This is a genomic window from Pantoea sp. CTOTU46764 (assembly GCF_031974595.1).
Lineage (GTDB): Bacteria > Pseudomonadota > Gammaproteobacteria > Enterobacterales > Enterobacteriaceae > Pantoea > Pantoea trifolii.
Genome location: NZ_DALYOQ010000012.1, coordinates 39,434 through 59,842 on the forward strand (window position 1 = coordinate 39,434; position 20,409 = coordinate 59,842).

Annotated in this window: 17 protein-coding genes; 10 read left to right on the plus strand and 7 right to left on the minus strand. The window is 54.2% G+C overall.

The window, feature by feature from the left end:
- The first annotated feature begins 54 nt into the window (after nt 1–54).
- On the plus strand, nt 55–597 hold the full coding sequence (locus RTM06_RS06640; protein WP_256696114.1) for a cell division protein ZapC: 543 nt from the start codon (nt 55–57) through the stop codon (nt 595–597).
- Nucleotides 598–602: 5 nt separating this feature from the next.
- Here RTM06_RS06640 and RTM06_RS06645 read toward each other — a convergent pair whose 3' ends face one another.
- The gene (locus RTM06_RS06645) at nt 603–1,712 is read right to left on the minus strand and encodes an MOSC N-terminal beta barrel domain-containing protein (RefSeq protein ID WP_312180823.1); all 1,110 of its coding nucleotides are present in this window, start codon (nt 1,710–1,712) and stop codon (nt 603–605) included.
- A 108-nt stretch (nt 1,713–1,820) separates the two neighbouring features.
- Here RTM06_RS06645 and rlmKL point away from each other — a divergent pair, with 108 nt between their 5' ends.
- From rlmKL to rmf, 6 genes are all read left to right on the plus strand, one after another.
- On the plus strand, nt 1,821–3,938 hold the full coding sequence (gene rlmKL / locus RTM06_RS06650; protein ID WP_312180825.1) for a bifunctional 23S rRNA (guanine(2069)-N(7))-methyltransferase RlmK/23S rRNA (guanine(2445)-N(2))-methyltransferase RlmL: 2,118 nt from the start codon (nt 1,821–1,823) through the stop codon (nt 3,936–3,938).
- Between the two features lie 5 nt (nt 3,939–3,943).
- A complete protein-coding gene (locus RTM06_RS06655) occupies nt 3,944–5,854 on the plus strand; it encodes an ABC transporter ATP-binding protein (protein WP_256696116.1) in 1,911 nt (636 codons plus the stop codon).
- 15 nt (nt 5,855–5,869) lie between these two features.
- A complete protein-coding gene (gene pqiA / locus RTM06_RS06660; protein WP_312180828.1) occupies nt 5,870–7,153 on the plus strand; it encodes a membrane integrity-associated transporter subunit PqiA in 1,284 nt (427 codons plus the stop codon).
- Entirely contained in the window at nt 7,125–8,768 is a 1,644-nt protein-coding gene (gene pqiB, locus RTM06_RS06665) for an intermembrane transport protein PqiB (protein WP_256696118.1), read from the plus strand. The genes pqiA and pqiB overlap by 29 nt, the downstream gene beginning before the upstream one ends.
- Nucleotides 8,765–9,331 (plus strand): membrane integrity-associated transporter subunit PqiC, encoded by a 567-nt coding sequence (gene pqiC, locus RTM06_RS06670; RefSeq protein WP_312180831.1) that lies wholly within the window; start codon nt 8,765–8,767, stop codon nt 9,329–9,331. Before pqiB ends, pqiC begins: the two co-directional genes overlap by 4 nt.
- A gap of 271 nt (nt 9,332–9,602) precedes the next feature.
- Complete coding sequence (rmf, locus tag RTM06_RS06675; protein WP_071531634.1) at nt 9,603–9,770, plus strand: ribosome modulation factor; 168 nt, start codon at nt 9,603–9,605, stop codon at nt 9,768–9,770.
- 66 nt (nt 9,771–9,836) lie between these two features.
- Here rmf and fabA read toward each other — a convergent pair whose 3' ends face one another.
- Together fabA and RTM06_RS06685 are read right to left on the minus strand one after the other, a co-directional pair.
- Nucleotides 9,837–10,355, minus strand: a complete 519-nt coding sequence (gene fabA / locus RTM06_RS06680) for a bifunctional 3-hydroxydecanoyl-ACP dehydratase/trans-2-decenoyl-ACP isomerase (protein ID WP_007887361.1) — start codon at nt 10,353–10,355, stop codon at nt 9,837–9,839.
- A gap of 67 nt (nt 10,356–10,422) precedes the next feature.
- Nucleotides 10,423–12,285: a Lon protease family protein gene (locus RTM06_RS06685; RefSeq protein ID WP_312180836.1), complete on the minus strand. Its 1,863-nt coding sequence runs from the start codon at nt 12,283–12,285 to the stop codon at nt 10,423–10,425.
- Between the two features lie 53 nt (nt 12,286–12,338).
- On the opposite strand from RTM06_RS06685, the gene matP reads away from it, so the two are divergent.
- Nucleotides 12,339–12,806 carry a macrodomain Ter protein MatP gene (gene matP / locus RTM06_RS06690; protein WP_293796005.1) on the plus strand — a complete coding sequence of 156 codons (468 nt, stop codon included), beginning with the start codon at nt 12,339–12,341 and terminating at the stop codon, nt 12,804–12,806.
- A 73-nt stretch (nt 12,807–12,879) separates the two neighbouring features.
- Here matP and ompA read toward each other — a convergent pair whose 3' ends face one another.
- Nucleotides 12,880–13,950: a porin OmpA gene (gene ompA, locus RTM06_RS06695; RefSeq protein ID WP_049851043.1), complete on the minus strand. Its 1,071-nt coding sequence runs from the start codon at nt 13,948–13,950 to the stop codon at nt 12,880–12,882.
- Nucleotides 13,951–14,300: 350 nt separating this feature from the next.
- The gene (sulA, locus tag RTM06_RS06700) at nt 14,301–14,792 is read right to left on the minus strand and encodes an SOS-induced cell division inhibitor SulA (protein WP_312180842.1); all 492 of its coding nucleotides are present in this window, start codon (nt 14,790–14,792) and stop codon (nt 14,301–14,303) included.
- Nucleotides 14,793–15,014: 222 nt separating this feature from the next.
- On the opposite strand from sulA, the gene RTM06_RS06705 reads away from it, so the two are divergent.
- Complete coding sequence (locus RTM06_RS06705; RefSeq protein ID WP_312180890.1) at nt 15,015–15,641, plus strand: TfoX/Sxy family DNA transformation protein; 627 nt, start codon at nt 15,015–15,017, stop codon at nt 15,639–15,641.
- Here the strand turns inward: RTM06_RS06705 and yccS are convergent.
- Together yccS and RTM06_RS06715 are read right to left on the minus strand one after the other, a co-directional pair.
- On the minus strand, nt 15,638–17,776 hold the full coding sequence (gene yccS / locus RTM06_RS06710; protein ID WP_312180844.1) for a YccS family putative transporter: 2,139 nt from the start codon (nt 17,774–17,776) through the stop codon (nt 15,638–15,640). The two genes, RTM06_RS06705 and yccS, sit on opposite strands and share 4 nt — an antisense overlap.
- Nucleotides 17,777–17,785: 9 nt before the next feature.
- Nucleotides 17,786–18,229 (minus strand): YccF domain-containing protein, encoded by a 444-nt coding sequence (locus RTM06_RS06715; RefSeq protein ID WP_312180846.1) that lies wholly within the window; start codon nt 18,227–18,229, stop codon nt 17,786–17,788.
- A 123-nt stretch (nt 18,230–18,352) separates the two neighbouring features.
- On the opposite strand from RTM06_RS06715, the gene helD reads away from it, so the two are divergent.
- Nucleotides 18,353–20,407, plus strand: coding sequence for a DNA helicase IV (gene helD, locus RTM06_RS06720; protein WP_312180848.1), 2,055 nt, complete (start codon nt 18,353–18,355; stop codon nt 20,405–20,407).
- Nucleotides 20,408–20,409 lie beyond the last annotated feature (2 nt).

The following is a 20,409-nucleotide window of genomic DNA, read 5'->3' on the forward strand; positions in this document are numbered from 1 at the left end:
ATTTATTTTTTAATTAAGCGCCATTTAGCGCAGCGATAAACCACAGGGCAGATCATGAAAATCAAACCTGATGACAACTGGCGTTGGTATTTCGACGCAGAGCATGACCGCATGATGCTGGATTTAGCCGACGGCATGTTATTTCGCTCGCGCTTCTCGCGCAAAATGCTGACGCCTGATGCATTTAATGTCAGCGGTTTTTGCGTTGATGACGCCGCGCTTTATTTTACTTTTGAAGAACGTTGCCGTCAGAGTGGATTAAAAGGCGATCAGCGTGCCGAATTAGTATTAAACGCGCTGGTGGCCAGCCGATTTCTCAAACCCCTGATGCCTAAAAGCTGGCACTTCACCAATCACGCACACAGCTGGCAGCCGGCAGCAGGCGATATGGTGGCGGTGACGCTGGCCGATAGCGGCGAAAAGGCACAACTGTTTGTGGTTGAAAGCGGTGAAAATGCGGCGCTGTGCTTGTTGGCGCAAAACGCGTTAAGCGTGGCGGGGAAAGGTATGCAGCTGGGTGATGCGATCAAGATCATGAACGATCGTCTGCGCCCACAGCAGCAGGAACAAACCGCCCACTTCGCGCGGGCGGTGTGATCGGCTTACGCCAGTTCGATATCGCCTGCCGGAATACAGCTGCAGCTTAAGATCGTGCCATCTGCGCGCACCGCGCTTTTCTTCAGTGCTTTCACTTCACCCGCGACCAACGTCACTTTGCAGCTGCCACAAAGTCCGGCGCGGCACGAGTAGGGAATGCGGAAACCCTGCATCTCCAGTTGTTCCAGCAACACTTGCTGATTGTCGCCGCTAAAGCTCGCTCCCTGATAATCGATAGTTACTGCGCTGTGGCTGCTAGCGTCAGGTGCCAGCGTTTCGACCACGGCGCCCGCACCGTATGCGCGCGGCGTTTGCTTCTCTAAAATGGTCACCGCATCGCCAACGCGAATAATGCCGCTATTGAGCGCAATCAAATTCAGGCCGAAATCAATATCGCCGCTGCCATCCTGCGCGCTGCGGAAACCCTGCAAGGTGGTGAGCGGTTCGCCATTAGGATGTTTTTGACCCGTTTCGGTGCCGACGGTGGTAAACACGCAGCGGCTGCACGGCTTCGGCATCTCAAAGCTAATCTCGCCAATTTGCAGACGTTTCCAGCTATCTTCTTCCCATGCGGCCGCGCCGCTTACGACCAGATTGGGTCGGAACTGCTCAACACGCACGCTGGCCGGACAGCGTTGTTGCAGATCCTGCAACGAGGCCATGTTCACAAGCAAGTAGGGAAAACCGTCAGCAAAGCTCAGCGGCACATGATCAAAACGCTTCACGCGGCGCGTCGGTTCCGCGCCGGTCCAGCGCAGTTGCACCGGACGCGGGAAGAAGGTGCTCAACCAGCTATTAATCGTTTCCGGTGCAATACGCGCGGTGAAATGGTTGCCCCATACTTCGGTAGGTGACTGCTCAGCGGTGAAATCGGCAAAGCGGATCAGCGCCTGCGATCCATCCGGTGCTTGTAAAAACAGGCCATCCGGCAGCAGCGCAGGCGTGAAACGCACCATTTCCGGAAACTGGCGCGCGGTGACAAACGTGCCGTCCAGTTCGGTCACCATAAAGATGCGATCAAAGCCCAGACCGCTTTCCAGCACCTGCGCATGCGACAGTTGCAGACCGCGCATAGATTTAACGGGATGGATGTAAAGGCGTGAAAGCGTAATCATCACCACTCCAGAAATAGGGTCATAAGTTTAAAAGAAGCTAACTTTATGACATAGCACGCTGATTCGCTATAATGCGCAGCAATTTAAGCAAGAGTAAAAAGTGACGATATGAATTCTCTGTTTGCCAGTACGGCGCGTGGGCTCGAAGAGCTGTTGAAAAGTGAGCTAGACGCGCTGGGTGCGCAGGATTTGCAGGTGGTGCAGGGCGGCGTCCACTTTCAGGCCGACGACCATGTAATGTACCAAAGCCTGCTGTGGAGCCGTTTGGCTTCGCGCATTTTGCTGCCGCTGGGAGAATTTGGCGTCTGGAGCGATCTCGATCTTTACGTGGGTGCGCAAAGTATTCCATGGACCGAGATGTTCGACAGCAACACCAGTTTTGCCATCCATTTTAGCGGCACCAATGAGGTGATCCGCAACAGCCAGTTCGGTGCGTTGCGTATTAAAGATGCCATCGTGGACAGCTTTACCCGCCAGAATCTGGAACGCCCGAACGTTGATCGTGAACAACCGGGCATCCGCATCAATGCGTGGCTGAACAAAGATCGCGTCAGCATCGCGCTGGATCTGAGCGGTGATTCACTGCATCAGCGCGGCTATCGCCAGCAAACCGGCGCGGCGCCGTTAAAAGAAACCTTAGCGGCGGCGATTGTGATGCGTTCGGGTTGGCAGAGCAGCACGCCGCTGGTCGATCCAATGTGTGGTTCCGGTACGCTGCTGCTGGAAGCGGCGCTGATCGCCTGCGATCGCGCGCCTGGCCTGTTGCGCAGCCATTGGGGCTTCAATCGCTGGAAGAAACACAATCAGGCGGTCTGGCAGGAAGTTCATGCTGCCGCGAAAGAGCGCGCACGCGTGGGTACCGCTGCGGCGACCGCCCGTTTCTTTGGCTACGATAATGACAGCCGCGTGCTGGAATCGGCGCGCGCCAATGCTCGTCGTGCCGGCGTGTTCGAGCTGTTCACCTTCGCGCAGCAGGATGTGATCAAGCTGAAGAATCCGCTGGCGGGCAAGGAGATTACCGGTACGGTATTGAGCAACCCGCCGTACGGTGAACGTCTGGAAAGCGAACCGGCGCTGATTGCGCTGCACAGCCAGTTGGGCCGCATTATGAAGCAGAATTTCGGCGGCTGGAATCTGTCGCTGTTCAGCGCCTCGCCGGAGCTGCTGAGTTGCTTGCAACTGCGTGCCGATCGCCAGTTCAAAGCCAAAAACGGCCCGCTCGAGTGCGTGCAGAAAAACTATCAGCTGGCTGCGACCAGCGCAGAAGGCGGCGCGCAGATTGCGGAAGATTTTGCTAACCGCCTGCGTAAGAATCTGAAGAAACTGGATAAATGGGCGCGCCAGTCGAATATCGACTGTTATCGTCTGTATGACGCCGATCTGCCAGAGTACAACGTGGCGGTCGATCGTTACGCTGATTGGGTGGTGATCCAGGAGTATGCGCCACCGAAAACCGTGGACGCCAACAAAGCGCGTCAGCGTCTGTTCGATGTAATTAGTGCAACGCTGAGCGTGTTGGAGATCCCGGCGAATCGTCTGGTGATGAAAACCCGCGAGCGCCAGAAAGGCAAAAGCCAGTATCAAAAGCTGGGCGAGAAGGGCGATTTCTTCGAAGTGCAGGAATTTGATGCGCGCCTGCTGGTGAATCTCACCGATTATCTGGATACTGGTTTGTTCCTCGATCACCGTATCGCACGCCAGATGCTGGGCAAAATGAGCGCAGGCAAAGATTTCCTGAATCTGTTTGCCTACACCGGCACCGCCAGCGTGCACGCCGGTTTGGGTGGCGCGAAAACCACCACCACCGTAGATATGTCGCGTACCTATCTGGAGTGGGCCGAGCGCAACCTGCGTCTTAACGGTTTAACCGGTCGTCAGCACCGCCTGATGCACGCGGATTGCCTGAGCTGGTTACGCGAGAGTGACGAACAGTTCGATTTGATCTTTATCGATCCGCCGACGTTCTCTAACTCTAAGCGCATGGAAGACGATTTCGACGTGCAGCGCGATCACATGATGCTGATGCAGAACCTGAAACGTCTGCTGCGTCGCGGTGGCACCATTATGTTCTCCAACAATAAGCGCGGCTTCAAAATGGATCTCGACGGCTTAGAACGTCTGGGTCTGCAGGCGCAGGAAATTACCCAAAAAACGCTGTCGCAGGATTTCGCGCGCAACCGTCAAATTCACAACTGCTGGCTGGTTAGCCACGCCGGTAAGGAATAAGTTTTATGTCACTGATCAGTATCCATGGCGCTTACCTCTCGTTCAGCGATGCGCCGCTGTTGGATAACACCGAACTGCATATCGAAGAGGGCGAACGCGTCTGTCTGGTTGGCCGTAACGGCGCCGGTAAATCGACGCTGATGAAAATCATCAACGGCGAACAGCCGCTGGATGATGGCCGCATCATTTATGAGCAGGATTTGGTGGTGGCGCGTCTGCAACAGGATCCGCCACGCAACATTACCGGCTCGGTTTACGACTTCGTTGCCGAAGGCGTGGCCGAGCAGGCGGAGCATCTCAAGGCTTATCACGCGATTTCCCATCTGGTGATGGAAGATCCGAGCGAGAAGAACCTCAACGAGATGGGCCGTCTGCAAACCATTCTTGACCATCAGAATCTGTGGCAGCTGGATAGCCGTATTAACGACGTGCTGCTGCAGATTGGTTTGGATGCGGATACCGAGTTGTCCTCACTTTCCGGCGGCTGGCTGCGTAAAGCGGCATTGGGCCGCGCGCTGGTGAGCAACCCGCGCGTGCTGATGCTCGACGAACCGACGAACCACCTCGATATCGAAACCATCGACTGGCTGGAAACGTTCCTCAAGACCTTTAGCGGCAGCATCGTGTTCATCTCGCATGACCGTTCATTTATCCGCAACATGGCAACGCGTATTGTCGATCTCGATCGCGGCAAGCTGGTTTCCTGGCCGGGCAACTACGATCTGTTCCTGACCGGTAAAGAAGAAGCGCTGCGCGTCGAAGAGATGCAAAACGCCGAGTTCGACCGCAAGCTGGCGCAGGAAGAAGTGTGGATCCGTCAGGGCATCAAAGCGCGCCGCACGCGTAACGAAGGCCGCGTTCGTGCTTTGAAAGCGCTGCGTAACGAGCGCTCTGCACGCCGTGAAGTGATGGGCAAAGCCAATATGCAGGTCGGCGAAGCGGCACGTTCCGGTAAAATCGTGTTTGAGATGGAAGATGTCAATTACAGCGTGGGTGGTAAAACCCTGGTGAAAGACTTCTCTACTCAGGTGCAGCGCGGCGACAAAATCGCCCTGATTGGCCCGAACGGTTGCGGTAAAACCACCTTGCTGCGTTTGATGCTGGATCAGCTGAAAGCCGACAGCGGCCGCGTGCACTGTGGTACTAAACTGGAAATCGCTTACTTCGATCAGCACCGCGCTGAGCTGGATCCGGATCGTACCGTGATGGATAACCTCGCTGAAGGTAAGCAGGAAGTGATGGTTAACGGCAAACCGCGCCATGTGCTCGGTTACCTGCAGGACTTCCTGTTCCATCCGAAACGCGCCATGACGCCAGTGCGCGCCTTGTCTGGCGGTGAACGTAACCGCCTGCTGCTGGCACGTCTGTTCCTCAAGCCAAGCAACCTGCTGATTCTCGATGAACCGACTAACGACCTCGACGTCGAAACGCTGGAACTGCTGGAAGAGCTGGTGGATGGTTACCAGGGCACGGTGATGCTGGTGAGCCACGATCGTCAATTCGTCGACAACACCGTGACTGAATGCTGGATCTTCGAAGGCAACGGCGAAATCGGGACCTTTGTGGGTGGCTATCACGATGCGCAGCAGCAGCGCGCCGCGTATAAGCAGGGCAAAGCCACTCAGGCCAAACCGGCTGCACCGACGAAAACAGCAGAGAAAAGTGACGTCGCCAAACGTCCAGCCAACAAGCTAAGCTATAACCTGGCACGTGAGCTGGAACAGCTGCCGCAAAAACTCGAACAGCTGGAAACCCGCATCGGTGAGTTGCAGGCTAAAATGAGTCATCCGGACTTCTTCAGCCAGCCACACGATAAAACCCAGCCCGTTCTGGATGCGTTAGCGCAAACCGAGCAGGAACTGGAAGTGGCGTTTGAACGTTGGGAAGAGCTGGAAGCGCTGAAAAACGGCGCGTAAACGGAAGGAGTCAGCATGTGTGCAGCGGATCAAGCGCATCAGTGGAGTCTTTGTCCACAGTGTGATTTAACAGTAAAGCTGCCCGCTGTACCGGTCGGCAGCCGTGCGCGTTGCCCGCGTTGTCACACCACGCTGCAAGCCAACTGGCAGGAGCCGCGTCGACGTCCGACCGGCTACGCCCTTTCGGCGCTGTTTATGCTGGTGCTGGCCAATCTGTTTCCTTTCATCAATATGCACGTCGCGGGATTGAGCAGCCAGATATCGCTGCTCGAAATTCCGCAGGTGATGGATCGTGAAGATTACCGCAGCCTGGCAACGCTGTTTCTGCTATTTGTGCAGGGCATTCCCGCCTTCTGCATGATCACCATTATCCTGCTGGTCAATAACGTTCGCATGCCGCATAACCTGCGGCTTGGATTGGCGCGCGTGCTGTTTCAGCTGCGTAGCTGGGGCATGGCGGAAATCTTTATGGCCGGCGTGCTGGTCAGTTTCGTCAAGCTGATGGCGTATGGCGAGATTGGCCTCGGCAGCAGTTTCTGGCCGTGGTGCCTGTTCTGCGTGCTGCATTTGCGGGCGTTTCAATGTGTTGATCGCCGCTGGGTGTGGCAACGTATCGATCCGTTACCGCCGCTGCCGAAAGTGCCGCTGGCCGGTGTTAGCGGCTTAAAGCAGGGTTTGCGTAGCTGTCCTTGTTGCACCGCTATTCTGCCCGCCGACCAACTGTCGTGTCCGCGTTGTGGTGTGAAGGCGCATGCGCGCCGCAAGCACAGTCTGCAATGGACGCTGGCGCTGCTGATCACCTCGGTGATGCTCTACATTCCCTCCAATATCATGCCGATCATGGTGACCGAAACGCTCGGTTCGCAGTATCCCTCGAACATTATGGCCGGGGTGATTTTGCTGTGGAGCGACGGTTCGTGGCCGGTAGCGCTGGTGATCTTCATCGCCAGTATCATGGTGCCTTCGCTGAAAATGCTGGCGATTGCCTGGCTGTGCTGGCACGGCAGCGGACGCGGCGGACGCGATGATGAAAAGATGCACGTGGTTTATGAGGTGGTTGAGTTCGTTGGCCGCTGGTCAATGATTGATGTGTTTGTCATCGCCGTTCTCTCCGCTCTGGTGCGCATGGGACGACTGATGAGTGTGTATCCTGCGCCGGGTGCGCTGCTGTTTGCCATGGTGGTGATTCTCACGATGTTTGCCGCCATGACCTTTGATCCGCGCCTACTGTGGGATCGACAACGAGAAACTGAACGTAAGGAGCCGCGTCTTGACGGACAACCATCACGGGACTGCTAAGGTCGACCAGATTAAACGCTGGTCACCGGTCTGGATTGTACCCATCGTCACGCTGTTAATCGGCGGATGGATTCTTTTTTATCACTTCAGCCATCAGGGTCCGGAAGTGACGCTGATTACTGAGAACGCGGAAGGCATCGAAGCAGGTAAAACCGCCATTAAGAGCCGCAGCGTTAACGTTGGCGTGGTGGAAAGCGCGGTTCTGACCGATGATTTGCACCACGTTGAGATTAAAGCGCGTCTCAACTCTGGTATGGAAAAGCTGCTGCAAGGCGACAGCGCATTTTGGGTAGTTAAACCGCAAATTGGCCGCGAAGGTATTTCCGGTTTAGGCACCTTGTTATCGGGTGCTTATATCGAACTGCAGCCGGGCGCGAAGGGTGATAAGCCAGAGAGATACCAATTGCTGGATGCACCGCCGTTAGCGCCGCCGGATGCCAAAGGGATTCGTGTCACGCTTGACAGTAAAAAAGCGGGACAGTTGAATCCGGGGGATCCGGTGCTGTTCCGGGGTTATCGTGTCGGCTCGGTGGAAACCAGCACCTTTGATACCGATAAACGTATGATGGCTTATCAGCTGTTTATCTCGGCGCCCTACGATCGCCTCATTACCACCAATGTGCGCTTCTGGAAAGACAGCGGCATTGCGGTGGATATGTCGGCATCCGGCATGCGCGTAGAGATGGGATCGCTCACCACACTGTTCAGCGGCGGCGTCAGTTTTGACGTGCCGGACGGCGCTGAGCTGGGCCGTGCTGCGGAGAACAAAGCGGAATACCATCTGTACGACGATCAGCGCAGCATCCAGGATTCGCTTTACAGTGCTCACACCGATTTCCTGCTGTTCTTCACCGATTCGATTCGTGGCTTGCAGGTTGGCGCACCGGTTGAGTTCCGTGGCATTCGTCTGGGTACAGTGTCACAAGTGCCTTACATGATTCCGGGTGTGAATCAGGCGCTGAATACTGACTATCGCGTGCCGGTGCTGATTCGCATTGAGCCGGATCGTTTTGTTAATCGTCTGGGCGGGGATTTCAATCTTGAGCAGCATCTGCAGGAAGGCAAAAAACGCGGTCTGCGTGCGACGCTGAAAACCGGCAACCTGCTGTCTGGCGCGCTATTTATCGACCTCGATTTCTACGACAATGCACCGGCATATAAAGGCCCGAACGAAGTGGCGGGACTGGAAGTGATTCCAACCGTCAGCGGTGGCCTGGCGCAGATTCAGCAGAAATTGATGGCGGCGCTGGATAAGATTAACGGCTTGCCACTTAATCCTTTGCTGAATGAAGCCACCGGTACCTTGAAAGAGAGCCAGCGCACGCTGCAACAGCTGCAGAAGACGCTGGATAATCTCAATCAGATCACCGCTAACCCTGCGATGAAAACGCTGCCTTCAGACATGCAGCAAACCCTGCGTGAACTGAATCGCAGCATGAAAGGGCTGCAGCCAGGTTCACCGGCTTACAGCAAGCTGGTGGGCGATATGCAGCGGCTTGATCAGGTGCTGCGTGAGCTGCAGCCGGTGTTGAAAACGCTGAATAGCAAAAGTAACGCGCTGGTATTTGAAGCCAAGCCGGGCCAGGATCCACAGCCAAAGAGGGCGAAACAGTGAAAAAAGGGCTAATGATCGGGGCGCTGTTGCTGCTAACAGGCTGCAGCAGCACCATTGAAAATACCTATTATCAGCTGCCGACAGGCAATAATGTGGCGCGCGTTGAAAGTGCCGCTGGCACTGGACAGCCGATGATTTGGGTCGAGCAGGTGACAGTGCCGGATTATATGGCGGGCAATGGCCTGGTGTATCAGACCAGCGATGTGAAGTACGTGATTGCGGCCAATAACTTGTGGGCCAGTCCGCTCGATCAACAGCTGCAGCAAACGCTGATCAGTAATCTCAGCAAAGCGCTGCCTGGCCGTTTGGTTGCTGGTGCTCCGCTGGGCGATAGCCACGACACGCTCTCCGTCAATGTCACCGGTTTCCAGGGACGTTACGATGGGCAAGTGGTGGTGAGTGGCGAATGGTTACTGCAGCATCAAGGGCGCCTAATCAAACATGGCTTTAATCTGATGCTGCCGCAAACTGAAGATGGCTATGATGCGTTGGTGCGTACTCTGGCTCTCGGCTGGCAGCAAACGGCGCAACAAATCGCAAATAGTGTCGTTTCGCTAAATTAAGATTTGTTCGATGCTTATGCTAAGTCCTTGATTTGCTGTAGTGTGATCGCAGTCAAATCAGGGGCTTTTTTTATTGCCTAATCAGCCAGATAGACATTCCACTGACGATTCTACATGGCACTTTAACGTCAAAAACATGACATTGGCGTGAATTTTGCGCATTGACCTTTCTTCTGCATCGGGTTAGAACATTACTGTGGTTGAACATTATATCGCCACTCTTTCTTTCCACCCAGATTCCACCAGACCTGAAAAATGAGGGAAACGAGGCATGAAGAGACAGAAGAGAGACCGCCTGGAACGAGCACATTCACGAGGCTACCAAGCCGGGATTACAGGGCGTTCAAAAGAGATATGCCCTTATCAATTGATCGATGCACGGTCTCACTGGTTGGGAGGTTGGCGTCAAGCCATGGAGGACAGGTCAGCGGTGGCCTAGCACTGCTGGATGTCTATCATTATGGAAGAAACCTCCGCTGCGTGCGGAGGTTTTCGTTTGGAAGGATTAGAAAGCGGAAGTGTCTTTGAACAGACCCACTTTCAAATCCGTAGCAGAGTAAATCAGGTTCCCGTCAACAAAGACTTCGCCATCTGCCACGCCCATTACCAGTTTACGGTTGATCACACGCTTGAAGTGGATTTTGTAGGTCACTTTCTTCGCGGTAGGCAGGACTTGCCCAGTGAACTTTACTTCACCCACGCCCAAAGCGCGGCCTTTACCTTCTGCGCCCAGCCAGCCGAGGTAGAAGCCAACCAGCTGCCACATCGCATCAAGGCCGAGGCAACCCGGCATCACCGGATCGCCAATGAAGTGGCAGTCAAAGAACCACAGGTCGGGGCGGATATCCAGTTCGGCTTCTACGAAACCTTTATCGAATTTACCGCCGTCTTCTGTCATTTTGACCACGCGGTCCATCATCAACATGTTGTTGGATGGAAGCGGCGGTCCATTTTCGCCAAACAGTTCGCCGCGACCCGAGGCAACCAGGTCTTCTTTACTATAGGATTCGCGTTTATCTACCATGTTCTCAATATGCCTTCTTTTAGTGAAGCCCGAATATTAGCGAACAGTTGTACGCTGAGCAATCTTATCAACTGTGGTTGAACCAGTTGAGCCAACGTAATGGCCATGGACGCAGGCGAGCTTCCTGCTGGTTCAACTGGGTAATGCGTTCCTGAATGGTGCTAAGCAATGATTCGCCGCTTTCATACTGCCAGGCAATACCGGTCAGCAGCGGCAGCGCTTCATCTACGCTCTCAATGGCCCAAAGATGGAATTGTCCGGCTTTAACCGCTTCCACTACGTCCTGATTCAAACTGAGATGGCGCGCGTTACTGGCAGGGAAAATCACACCCTGCTTACCGGTCAGTTCGCGTGAATTACAGATGTGGAAGAAGCCTTCAATTTTTTCATTCAGGCCGCCGACGGGCTGCACGTTACCAAACTGATCCACTGAACCGGTCACCGCAATCTGCTGATTAACCGGTTGATTAGCCAGCGCGCTGATTAACGCACACAGCTCGGCCAGCGAGGCGCTGTCGCCATCCACTTCAGAATAGGATTGTTCAAACACCAGCGAAGCCGAGAAGGGTAGCTGTTGTTCCAGTTCCAGTTCGGCAATCAGATAGGCTTGCATGATCATCATGCCTTTTGCATGAATGTTGCCACCTAACTCAGCTTTGCGCTCTACATCGGTGAATTCGCCATCGCCGGGATGTACCACACAGGTAATGCGTGAAGGTTCGCCCCACGGACGCGGATGACCCGGGAACTCAACCACCGAAAGGCCATTGATTTGGCCGACCACTTCGCCTTCGGTCTCAATCATGATCTGATTAAGCAGGATTTCATCGCGCATGCGATCGGCGAGGAAGCCTTCACGCCACTGGCGTGCTTCCAGCGCTTCTTTTAACGCTTCGCCATTGATGCTGTCGCCATGCAACGCCGTTTCCTGCAGTTGACGACGAAGCCAGCGTGGGCAAAGCGGTAAGGTGTCTTGATCACCGGTCATGCGTGCCGCTTCGGCGATCAACAATGGCCAGAAATCCGCTTCAGGCTGGGCTAACCCAGCTTGTTCAGCTTGTGTTAGCGTCCACTGGCACCATGAAGTCATGTCGTCTTCGTCGAGAATCTGTAAGCTCTCTTCAAATTCGCTGTATAGCGCCATCTCATGAACTTCGACGTCCATTTCCTGGAAGGCGGCCAGTGCATCACGGTCGCCACACAGTACCAGACGCAGTTGCAGCGGTAGCGAGGGAATGGCGACGGGCAGCGGTTGACGCTCATCCTGTGAATACCAATCGAAGCGACCTTGCTCAATGCACTTACGCAGACGCAGCCACAACAGCGGCTGTGCCAGCAAAGTATTGACCGCAAGTATTAACGTGCCGCCATTGGCGCGATGCAGTAGGCCCGGTTCAGGCTGCACACGGTCTTTATATTGACGTACGCAACCGAACAGTTGCTCAGCTTCAATCCAGTCGGCGAAATGCACGCCGCCCTGGCTGGTGAACGGGCGATTGATATCGGTTGGCGCGAGCAGGCTAACGTTATCGCCCATCACATGATAGTCACCACCGTAGAGAGCAATCTCATCCGGCTGGAAACGTTGCGCTGCATCGGCGATGCAGGCCAGGTAATCGCTGTTTTCCTGACTGCGCAACAGCAGCAGTGGGAAACCCAGGGTTTGATGATGCAAATGCGCCAGCGCATTCAGCAGACGCGGCTGAACCGCGGCAAGACTATCGCAATCTTCCAGTGAGACGTTCGAGAAAATGGATTGGTAGCGGTCGCTATCCGGCTGCAGGGCTTGCCACGTAATTTGAGTGCTGGTCAAAATATTCGCATTAGTCTGATTTAGGAAAAGCGCGATTATACAGGAATCAACCCGGTTAATCACGGCGGAGTTCCGGCCCGGATTGTGACGGCTGCAACATGTTTTTCCTTGCTGCATCCAGGAAAAAAGCTGTTATTCTTAGTTTGTTACGTGATCACGATGAGATTCCGATGAAATACCAGCAACTCGAAAATCTTGAAAGTGGATGGAAGTGGAAATACCTGGTGAAAAAGCATCGGGAGGGTGAACTGATCACCCGTCATCTTGAGCTTAGCGCGGCGCAAGCTGCGGTTGATATGCTGCTATCGATGGAAAATAGCCCGGTTGAGGTTAACGAGTGGATCGCCCAGCACATTCATCCTGATTTGGAGAATCGTCTCAAGCAGACGATACGTGCGCGCCGTAAGCGTCACTTTAATGCCGAGCATCAACATACGCGTAAGAAATCGATCGATCTGGAATATCTGGTGTGGCAGCGACTGGCGGGATTGGCGCAGCGTCGCAGTAATACGCTGTCAGAAACTATCGTCCAGTTGATTGAAGATGCTGAACGCAAAGAGAAGTATGCCAGCCAGATGTCTACGCTGAAACAAGATCTGCGGGCGATCCTTGGGAATGGTGGTTCGGAAAAAGAGTAGAGTTCTTTTCTTTCTCATTACATTCAGCCATAAAAAAACCCCGCCTAAGCGGGGTTTTTTACTGCGTGATAACTTAAGCCTGTGGCTGAGTTACAACGTCTTTGATACCTTTCACGTCGATTTCAACGCGACGGTCTGGCGCCAGGCAGTCGATCAGGGCATTGCGGCCTTTCACGCTGTCACAGGTGTTGCCAGTAACTGGGTTAGATTTGCCCATACCGCGTGCAGAGATCTTGTTAGAAGGGATACCTTTAGATACCAGGTAATCAACTACAGACTGAGCGCGTTTCTCAGACAGTTTCTGGTTGTACTGCTCTGAACCGATGCGATCGGTGAAGCCCAGTACTACAACAGAACCGTCTTTCGGATCCATTGAGCTCAGCTGGCTGTACAGCTGATCGAGAGCTTGCTGACCTTCTGGCTTCAGAGTTGCCTTGTTGAAGGTGAACAGAACGTCAGACTTCAGAGTGAAACGCTTGGTTTCAACAACTGGCGCTGGAGCTGGAGCCGGAGCGACAACTGGCGCTGCATCATCTTCCTGACCGAAACGGTAAGAAACTCCGACGCTCAGCATGCTGTTGTCTGGACGTGCACCAACGGTACCTGCGTCACCGATGTTGTTAACCCACTGATAGTCCAGGCGAGTCGCCCAGTTTTTGGTCAGTGCGTATTCAACACCAACAGCAGCCAGCGGAGAAACGCCGGTGTCGTGGTCGCTGATGCGGCCAGTAGTTGGGTTGGTCTGAGTAGAGTCAGCACGCCATACCATACCACCCAGACGGGTGTAGACATCGAAGTCTTCGGTGATTGGGTAGCTCAGTTTAGCAGCCAGCTGAACGCCTTGTGCTTTGAACGCGCCATTGGTCACGCTGCCTTTGTTAGGCATACGGCCTAACCAGTCGTAGCCCAGCTCGAAGCCCAGGTACGGGTTAGCCTGGTAGCCCATGAATGCACCAGCACCCAGCTGAGATTCGTGAGTTGGACCGTTGTTGTTCTCGTAACCGTTACCGTAGTAACCAGTATCGTGATACTGAGACCAGCCCAGTTTAGCACCGGTATACCAGGTGTTATCTTTAGGGGCGGCCTGCGCTACGGTAGCGAAGCCAGCCAGTGCCACTGCAATTGCGATAGCTGTCTTTTTCATTTTTGCGCCTCGTTATCATCCAAATAGGCAATGAGCAAAAAGGTTGCTCTTTGTGTTAATCCTTCGCCGGGTCTAAACGCTCGCTTTTGACTCTACCGAAAAAACGGAGGTTATTGAGCACCCTGGCGAGCTAAAGTCTACAACGAGATTGGAAACTTACAAGTATGATGTGACGCCGGGCAGCAAAAAAACAGCGATTTATACACACATTTTAACAAATCACCTGGCTAAATCTTCGGTATTAGAAAACAAAAAAGCGTCTAAGCCATTGTCATAGCTGGCGGGAAAAGAATCAGTAGCTTAGATGCAACTTATGCAAAAAAAATGCTGAGAAAATTCCTGGAATTTACTTAATGAAACAATTCAGACGGAATTTTTGCTGAGTTAGGTTGTCTGGAAGGGGCAAATTGTTGTCCCTGCGGACGCAAAATCAGACCCAGCGCTTCACCTTCTGCCGCGGCTTTTTCCAATTCTAGACGCTCTTCATCGCTCAATTCGTACGGAATCCAGGCTAGAACCACGCTGTAATTACCTGTACGTAATGCCTTCACCATACTTTCCACGGTGTTAAAACGTTCAGATTCGGTGATATGCATACTCTTTTCTAACGGCAATCCCGACTGCTGCATCCAGCTACGATTCAACTTATGAGCCGGAGTGAGCCACAGCTGCCAGCGCGATTGCTCGCTCAGCTGTTTCAGCACCGGCAGCAGTATAAGTTGCATCATTCCAGGTTGTTCGCTGGAGCGCAGTTCAGTGATTCCACCCAGCGAAGGTTGCGCTAAGCTGGATGAAGCGAAACGATGTGAACGGTCAGCAGAGCCAGAGAAATGAGTACGCATAATTTAATCACTCAGTAATGAACTGTATGGATGTACAGTAATGGCTTCCTGGATAAAGATCAACCTCAATTTCTGAAAACGCCTCGCAATTTCTGCACAAGATACCTCCCGTCTGCTTTTATTCATTGAACAGCTAAATCGTTTTTTTTATCTTCTAACCAGATGAATCTGCGAGCTTTTATAGGAAATTTCCCGCGCATGGAATCCATTGAAGGGGGCGTTATGAAGAGATATAACCCGGTAGTTGAACAATCGAAAGCGCAGTTGGCGGCATTAGGTAAAATTGAATCGCGCACGCAATTTGGTGGTTATGCACTGACTGTTGAGAAGGTGATTTTTGCGTATATCAATGAGGATGCACTCTATCTTCGAGCTAGCGAGGCGCTTCACCACTATAACGCACAGCGTTCACTGGAACCGCTAGTGTACCGTAAGCGTGGCGTGCCGGTGACACTAAGCTACTTCAAAGTGGATACGCAGTTGTGGCAAAACCCTGAACAGTTATTGCAACTGTCAGCATGCTCTCTGCGTGCCGCACAGGACGAGGCGGCTACCAGACTTGTCTCGCTGCGTTTGAAAGATCTGCCGAATTTAAGCCTGCGATTGGAGCTGATGCTGCATAAGGTAGGGATCAGTTCGGTGCAATTGCTGTGTGAAACAGGCTCGCGACAAAGCTGGCTGAAACTACGCGCGGTGAATAAGCATATTGGGTTAAAAACGCTGTTGGCGCTGGAAGGTGCAATATCAGGACATCATGAAGCGGCGTTACCCAGCGCCATCAGGCAAGAGCTTTACACCTGGTATTTAAAAATGCTCCGCCAGCACGCGGCGGAGCATCAATCGCTTTAGTCATTGATGAGAGTACGGCGTAGACGGGCAATTTCAGGCAGCAGCGCGACTAACAAGCCCAATTGCTGAATCACTAATGGTGCGCGTGTATCCGGGCTGTTTTTCATCTCGTTCATGCGCTGCATTAGCGCCTGCTGCATCTCAGTGGCTTGAGTATCCGTAACCCGGTCGATCTGCAGCACATCTTCAATGAAGCAGACTGCGTCATCCAGTAAGTTCAGTAAGGTAGTATCCGCGAGATGTGCGCGGTGCGCTCCCAGTGCGGAGATATAGCTGAGGAAGGAGTGGTTCAGACATAGCAGTCGAAACGCATTCTCACGTAGCGGCTGTTGTAGCTTGAGTTCACCACTGATGTTTGACACCACTGACGCCAGCTCGGCATCGGCATTATGCGCATCGCGGCGTGCCACGCGATAAGCGAGACGATTGTCTTTGCCTTGGTGATATTGCTCCATAATCGCATCCAGATAGCGACAGTTCGCATACAGTGTGCGATCGGCGACGGCGGTGATTTTGCGAAAACGCCAGTCTGGCCAGACAAAGGCCACGGCCAGCCACGCCAGTCCGCAGCCCAGTAAGGTATCCACCACGCGCGGCAGCGCCACTTCAAAACCTTCGCCGAGCAAATTGAAGCACAGCAGAACCAGCAAGGTGATAAACAAGGTGGCTTGCGCATACTGAATCTGGCGGAAGGCGAAGAACAGCACGCCGCTCAGTACAATCAGCACCAACTGGCCTTCAATCGAGGGCACCAGCCACAATACCGGCAGGCCGATGGCAATGCCGGCTAAGGTACCGCCAATACGCAATGCGAGGCGTCGTCGGGTGGCGTTGTAGTTGGGCTGGCAGACAAACAGGCTGGTCAGCAAGATCCAGTAACCGCGATCGACGCCAGTGATTTTAATGAAGGCGTAGCCAACGCACAGCACCAGCGACATACGTACCGCATGGCGGAAGAGGGCCGATTGTGGGCTGAGATGGCGACTCAGGCGCAAGCGGATATCCGCCCAGCCGCTGAGTCCTTCCCGTGACAGATGGTGATCGCTCTGCGGGGACGGTTCGGCCAGCATCTGTTCTGATTCAATAGACGCCAGTTGCGCATCAATAGCACGCAGATTACGCAGCAGCCAAAACAGCGCGTGAATGTGTGGATCCTGCGGCTCATTTTGCTGAAGACGTTGCAGCGCGGTTTCCAGCCGTTCGAAAGTGCGTTCAAAATGGCTGTCGTGATGCCACGACTGACGCAGCAAAATGGTCTCCGCCAGCTGCCGACAGGCGCGCGCTTGCATATTCATCAGGCGCTGGAAACGGAACAGCACTTCGTTGTAACGCCAGTTATCACGCAGCAGATGGTATTGCAGATGCGAGGAGCTGGCGCGCTCATGGATATCCTGCGCGACAAAATAGTAATGCAGGCTACGACGCGTGCTACGTGAACCGCGGTCGCCGCGCAAACGGCTTTGAATAGTGCTTTTAGTAAGATTTAGCTGTGCTACCAACTGGCTGTTAACCATCGCCGTGGCAACCAGCGTGGCGTCATCCTGATCGCCGCCATCGGGATCAAACAGGTTCGCTTTGGCTTCCAGATAGCGCGCCAATTGGGAAAAACTGCCTGCCAGCTGCTCCTGTACCGGGCGCACCGGGAACATCAAATGACCGATAAAGGTCAGCAAGTTGTACCAAAGAGCACCGATCAACAGCAGCGCTGGTTGCATCCACCATTGGGGGAACAAGCCGATGCCCAGCATGGTGTAAACCGCAATCAGCAGCGCACCGAAGGCGATGGTGGCATAACGCTGTCCCAGCGCACCGAGCAAAATAAAGCCCCAGCTGGAAAGTGCCAGGCCCAAACCGAATGCCCACGGATGGGGGAACAACAGTTCCACCGACACCGAAGCGATACAGAAACATACCAACGTGATCAACAGATTGCGCACACGCCCAATCCAGCGATCGTCGAGATCCGCCAGCGCCGCAGCGACGACACCCAGCGTCAGCGGAATGGTCCACTCGATTTGGTGCAGCCACCACGGCACCGCCGCGCATCCGGTCAAGGCAAAGAAGATGCGCAGCAAATAGCGTAGGCTGCTGTTAAACAGATAACGTCGCCAGCCTGGCAAGGCGTCATGAATCATTGAACGGCCTCAGTAGCGGCGACGCGCATTGGCTTCACGCGCGGCCTGCGCTTCTTCAACGGAGACCACACGACGGCCCACCGGCCACAGCGCAATCGCGGCGATTTTGAAGTTGGCGATGCCAACAGGAATGCCAATGATGGTCAGACACTGCACGATACCGGCCGAGATATGCGCCAGACACAGCCACCAGCCAAACAGTATCAGCCAGAAGATGTTGAGGAAGGTACCGCCGGTATTCATCACATGGCTTTTGCTTTCGGGGCGCAGTACATCGACATGCACCGCTTCGTTGCCAAAAGGCAGCAGAGACAGTTTGGTGATTTCCCAGCAGGAACGCGTCAACGGCAGCGTGAAAATCAGTACGATGCTCACCAGCGTGGCGAACAGCCAGCTGAGGGTGGTGAAGAAGCCGCCGAGAATGAAATTAAGAATATTAAGTACGGTACGCATAAACGTGATTTTCCTTTTGCAATCCGCAATATGTGGCGCCAAGTTTAGCTCTTTTTAAGGCTGGAGCGCCAAGAGTCTGACAGGTAAACTGCGCGATATCGAATTCCACATGACGGTGCGGACATGGAACTGAAAGCAACATCAATGGGTAAACGTCTGGCACAGCATCCCTATAATCGGGTGCGCTTGCTGGCCGCCGGCGTGGAAGTCAGTGGCGATCGCCATGAATATCTGATTCCGTTTAACCAGTTGCTCAACATTGCCTGCAAGCGCGGCATGGTGTGGGGCGAACTGGAGTTTCTACTACCAGATGAAAAAGTGGTGCGCCTGCATGGTACCGAATGGCAGGAAACGCAGCGCTTTTTCCACTATTTGCAGCACGCCTGGCAGCAGTGGAGCGAGGAGATGAGCGAGGTGAGCGCCGAGGTGCTCGCCGCGCTGGAGCAGGAAATTCTCGCCTTTACGCAGCAGGATCGCTGGTTGAAACGCAGTGAGCTGAGCGCGGTGAAAGAGAGCATTACGCGCCAGTTTTCTGCCTTGCCGTTGCCTCTCGCGCGTATTGCTGAGTTTGACAACTGTCGTGAACGCTGGGAATTTTGCCAGCAATGGCTGGAGCAGGGTGAAACAGCCATCCGCCATCGCAACCGTGAATGGACCAGTAAGATCCTCAGCGATTATCACGAATTCTTCTCCACGGTTGAAACCACGCCGCTCAATCCATCGCAATGTAAAGCTGTAGTGAATGGTGAGGGCGCGCTACTGGTGCTGGCGGGTGCCGGTAGCGGCAAAACCTCGGTGCTGGTGGCGCGCGCAGGTTGGTTGCTGAAACGCAAACTGGCGCAACCGGATCAAATTCTGCTGCTGGCGTTTGGTCGTCAGGCGGCAGAAGAGATGAATGACCGCATTCAAACGCGTCTTGGCGAGAGCGCGATTCAGGCGCGTACCTTCCATGCGCTGGCGCTGCATATCATCCGCGAAGGCAGTAACAAACAACCGGTAATCAGCAAATTGGAGAGCGACAGCAAGGCGCGGCGACAGCTGCTGATTGAGACCTGGCGCGAGCAGTGCAATAGCAAAAAAGCGCAGGCCAGCGGCTGGCGTCAGTGGTTGCAGGATGAGCTGGAGTGGGAAATTCCCGAAGGTCCGTTTTGGCAGGATGACAAACTGGCGCAGCGTATCGCTTCGCGTATGGAGCGCTGGCTGGGTTTGATGCGCATGCACGGCGGCGCACAGGCGGCCATGATCGCGGATGTGGCAGAAGCGCAGCGCGACAACTTCAGCAAACGCGTCAAACTGATGGCGCCACTGCTTAAAGCGTGGAAAAGCGCGCTGAAAGAGGAGGGCGCGGTCGATTTCTCCGGGCTGATTCATCAGGCGATTGCCATTCTGGACAAAGGGCGCTTTATCAGCCCGTGGAAGCATATTCTGGTCGATGAATTTCAGGATATCTCGCCGCAGCGAGCTGCTTTGTTGACGGCGCTGCGTCAGCAAAACAAGCGAACCAGCCTTTACGCGGTGGGCGATGACTGGCAGGCAATCTATCGCTTCAGCGGTGCCGAAATGAGCCTGACCACCGCGTTCCATCATTATTTCGGTGATGGCGATCGCTGCGTGCTGGATACCACCTATCGCTTTAACGAGCGCATCGGTGAGATTGCCAATCGCTTCGTGCAGCAAAACCCGCATCAGCTGCGCAAGCCGCTAAACAGCTTGAGCAAGGGCAACAAAAAATCGGTGACCTTGCTGCCGCAGGATCAACTGGAAGCGCTGTTCGATAAACTGAGCGGCTATGCCAAACCCGATGAGCGCGTGCTGCTGCTGGCGCGTTATCACCATTTGCGCCCGTCAATCCTTGATAAAGCCAAAACGCGCTGGCCAAAGTTACAGCTGGATTTTATGACGATTCATGCCAGCAAAGGCCAACAGGCGGATTTCGTTATAGTGCTGGGGCTGCATCAGGGACGCGACGGTTTCCCGGCAGAAGCGCGTGAATCGATTATGGAAGAGGGCTTGCTGCCGCAGCCGGAAGATTTCCCGGATGCGGAGGAGCGGCGGCTGGCGTATGTGGCGATGACGCGCGCGCGCCAGCAGGTATGGCTAATGTTCGATAAAGATCGGCCTTCGGTATTTGTCGAACACCTGCGCGAGTTGGGGGTGCCGCAAAGCCGTAAGGCCTGATG